Consider the following 3,067-nt stretch of genomic DNA (forward strand, 5'->3'; position numbering starts at 1 on the left):
TTCGCCGGTGTCGTCTCGGTGCTGGCCCGTCAGATCTCGCCCGGATACTGGCGGCTGCTCGTTCTGGTGCCACCCGTGGCGTGGGCACGGGTCCGGATCAGCCACCACACCCCGGTCGAGACCGCACTGGGCGTGCTGATCGGGGTACCCTGCGGCTACTGGGGCGGAAGCGGGATCGCCGCCCCACCTGCCCGCTCGACCGCGAACTGAGGACTGCGCACCGAGCGCCACCGCCCCGCGGGCCGGGAACGGGTGCCCGCGGGGCGGCGAGGGGACGTCCGGCGTCAGATCCGGTCGACCAGCAGCTTGGCGAAGGCGGCGGGGTCGGCGAGCGTGCCCCCCTCGGCCAGGACGGCCGCGCCCGAGAGCAACCGCGCCGTGTCGGCGAGGCCCGGGGCCGACGGATCCTCGGAGTACTGAGAGCGCAACCGCTCGACCAAGGGATGCGAGGGGTTGAGCTCCAGGATCCTCTTGCTCGCGGGCAGCTCCATGCCCGAGGCCCGGTACATCGCCTCGAGCTGCGGGGTCATGTCGAACTCGTCGCCCACCATGCAGGCCGCGGACTCGGTGAGCCGCTGCGACAACCGCACCTGCTTGACCTCGTCGGACAGCTCCTCGCCCAGCCACTCGAGCAGGCCGGTGAACTCCGCGGAATCCGCCTGGCCCTTCTCCTCCTCGACCGGGGAGCCGATACCGGACAGGTCCACGTCGCCCTTGGCCACCGAGCGCAGGCGTCTGCCGTCGACCTCGCCGACCGCGTCCACCCACACCTCGTCGACCGGGTCGGTGAGCACCAACACCTCGACGCCCCGCGCCCGGAAGGCCTCCAGGTGCGGGGAGTTCTCCACCGCCGCGCGGGACGTGCCGGTGAGGTAGTAGATCTCCTCCTGCCCCTCGGCCATGCGGGAGACGTACTCGGCGATGGTGGTGCCCACCTCGTCGTCGTCGCCCCCGGTGGCCTCGTCGGAGGCTGCACGAGTGGACGCGAAGGTGCTCACGGCGAGGAGCTGCTCCCGGGCGTCGACGTCGGAGATCAGGCCCTCCTTGAGAACCGCTCCGAAGTTCTTCCAGAACGAGCGGAACTCCTCCGGACGGTCGGTCCTGATCTGCTCGATCGTCTGCAGGACCCGCTTGACCAGGCGCTTGCGGATCGCTCGGATCTGGCGGTCCTGCTGCAGGATCTCGCGCGAGACGTTGAGCGAGAGGTCCTGGGCGTCGACGATGCCCTTGACGAAGCGCAGGAACGGCGGCACCAGCTCCTCGCAGTCGTCCATGATGAAGACTCTGCGGACGTAGAGCTGGACGCCGCGCTTGGTATCCGGGGAGAAGAGGTCGAACGGCACCTGCGTGGGCAGGAAGAGCAGCGCCTGGTACTCGAACGTCCCCTCGGCCTTGAGGGTGATGGTCTCCAGCGGCTCGTCCCAGGCGTGGGAGACGTGACGGTAGAACTCCGAGTACTCCTCGTCGGTCACCTCGGAGCGGGGCCGCGTCCACAGCGCCTTCTGGGAGTTGAGGGTCACGGTCTCGGTGAGGGTGTTCTCCGCGGCGGGGTCGTTCCCCTCGTCGTCGTCCCCCGTCGGCTCCGGTGCCGGCCTCTCGACCTCCATCCGGATCGGCCAGGCGATGAAGTCCGAGTAGGTGCGCACGACCCGGCGCAGCGTGGACTCCGCGGCGTAGTCGGGCAGCGCCGCGTCCCCACCGGCCGGCTTGAGCTGCAGGATCACCGAGGTGCCCTGCGGGGCGTCCGGTGCCTCCTCGATCGTGTAGGTGCCCTCGCCGCCCGAGGTCCAGCGCGTACCCGTGGCCTCGCCGGCCTTGCGCGTGACCAACGTGACCGCGTCGGCGACCATGAACGTGGAGTAGAAGCCGATGCCGAACTGGCCGATGAGGTCCGCGGTGACCTGCTCACTGGCCTCGCCCGACTCCTGAGCCGCGCGGGCCGCGGCGAGGGCCTCGCGCATCTGACCGGTGCCCGACTTGGCGAGCGTGCCGATGAGGTCGACCACCTCGTCGCGGGACATCCCGATGCCGTTGTCGCGGATCGTCAGCGTCCGTGCCTGCTCGTCGGGGATCAACTCGATGTGCAGGTCCGAGGTGTCGACCCCCAGCGAGGAATCCTGGAGAGCGGCCAGTCGCAGCTTGTCCAGGGCGTCGGAGGAGTTGGAGATGACCTCTCGGAGGAAGGTGTCCGGGTTGGAGTAGATCGAGTGGATCATCAGATCCAGCAGCTGCCGGGTCTCTGCCTGGAACTCCCGGGTCTCGGCTGCGCCGGAGGTCTGCGGGCTCATGGTGGCGAGGGTTCCTCTCTCTGTGATGGGCGGGTCTGTGGGATGGGCGGGCGCGCCCCGTGAGGGCACCCCCACCGGACTGATCACGACGTGCTGTTCACGACGACACGATCAACCTACTGTGGGGTCCGGACATTCCGGAGGAGCCCCCGTGACCGAGAACCCGCTGCCCCACGACCACCTGGCCGTCCTCGACGCCGCCACCGAGCTGTTCGGGCGGGCGCTCGCCGACGGGCTCGACGGCGACTGCGGGTCGTGCCCCGGATGGAGTCGCCGGGACTGCGCCAACCACGTCCTCGGAGGCGGTCTGCGGTACGCGGCCTATTTCCCGCGCCTGCCGGAGTCCGAGATCGGTTGGACCCGGACAGCGGACCATGCCGGCGACGACCCCGTGGGTGCGCTGTCCCGTACCTCCGCCGGGCTTCGTGACCGGCTGGCCTCGGCCCCCGACGCCGATGAGCTGGTCGCCCACCGGCTCGCGGAGATCCCCGTCCGGGACCTGCTGGCGCTGCGGGTCTTCGAACTCCTCGTGCACGCCCATGACCTGCGCGGACAATCATGGGACTCCGACGAGGCCGAGACGCTCGCCGGCTGGGTGCTCGAGAACGGGCGGGACGTGGTCGACCTCATGCGCACGTTCGGGGTGCTGGCCCCGGCTCGACCCGTGGGTCCCGACGGGGACGCGCGTGCCGGGCTGCTCGCGTGGGCGGGCCGCGACCCCTCCTGGTGACGCCGGACGTCCGCCGACCCGCCGAGCGGCGGACCGGCGGACCGGCGGA

The 3,067-nt window shown here is 70.7% G+C and carries 2 protein-coding genes and 1 pseudogene; 2 read left to right on the forward strand and 1 reads right to left on the reverse strand.

Annotated elements, in window-relative coordinates:
- Nucleotides 1-210 (forward strand): annotated as a pseudogene (locus G6018_RS04905) (hypothetical protein); the annotation flags it as partial.
- 74 nt (nt 211-284) lie between these two features.
- On the opposite strand, the gene htpG reads toward G6018_RS04905, so the two are convergent.
- Nucleotides 285-2,288, reverse strand: a complete 2,004-nt coding sequence (gene htpG / locus G6018_RS04910) for a molecular chaperone HtpG (protein WP_179523721.1) — start codon at nt 2,286-2,288, stop codon at nt 285-287.
- Nucleotides 2,289-2,439: 151 nt separating this feature from the next.
- On the opposite strand from htpG, the gene G6018_RS04915 reads away from it, so the two are divergent.
- The gene (locus G6018_RS04915; RefSeq protein WP_182691552.1) at nt 2,440-3,018 is read left to right on the forward strand and encodes a maleylpyruvate isomerase N-terminal domain-containing protein; all 579 of its coding nucleotides are present in this window, start codon (nt 2,440-2,442) and stop codon (nt 3,016-3,018) included.
- Nucleotides 3,019-3,067 lie beyond the last annotated feature (49 nt).

The sequence above is a fragment of the Dietzia sp. DQ11-44 genome (genome assembly GCF_014145205.1).
GTDB lineage: Bacteria > Actinomycetota > Actinomycetes > Mycobacteriales > Mycobacteriaceae > Dietzia > Dietzia natronolimnaea.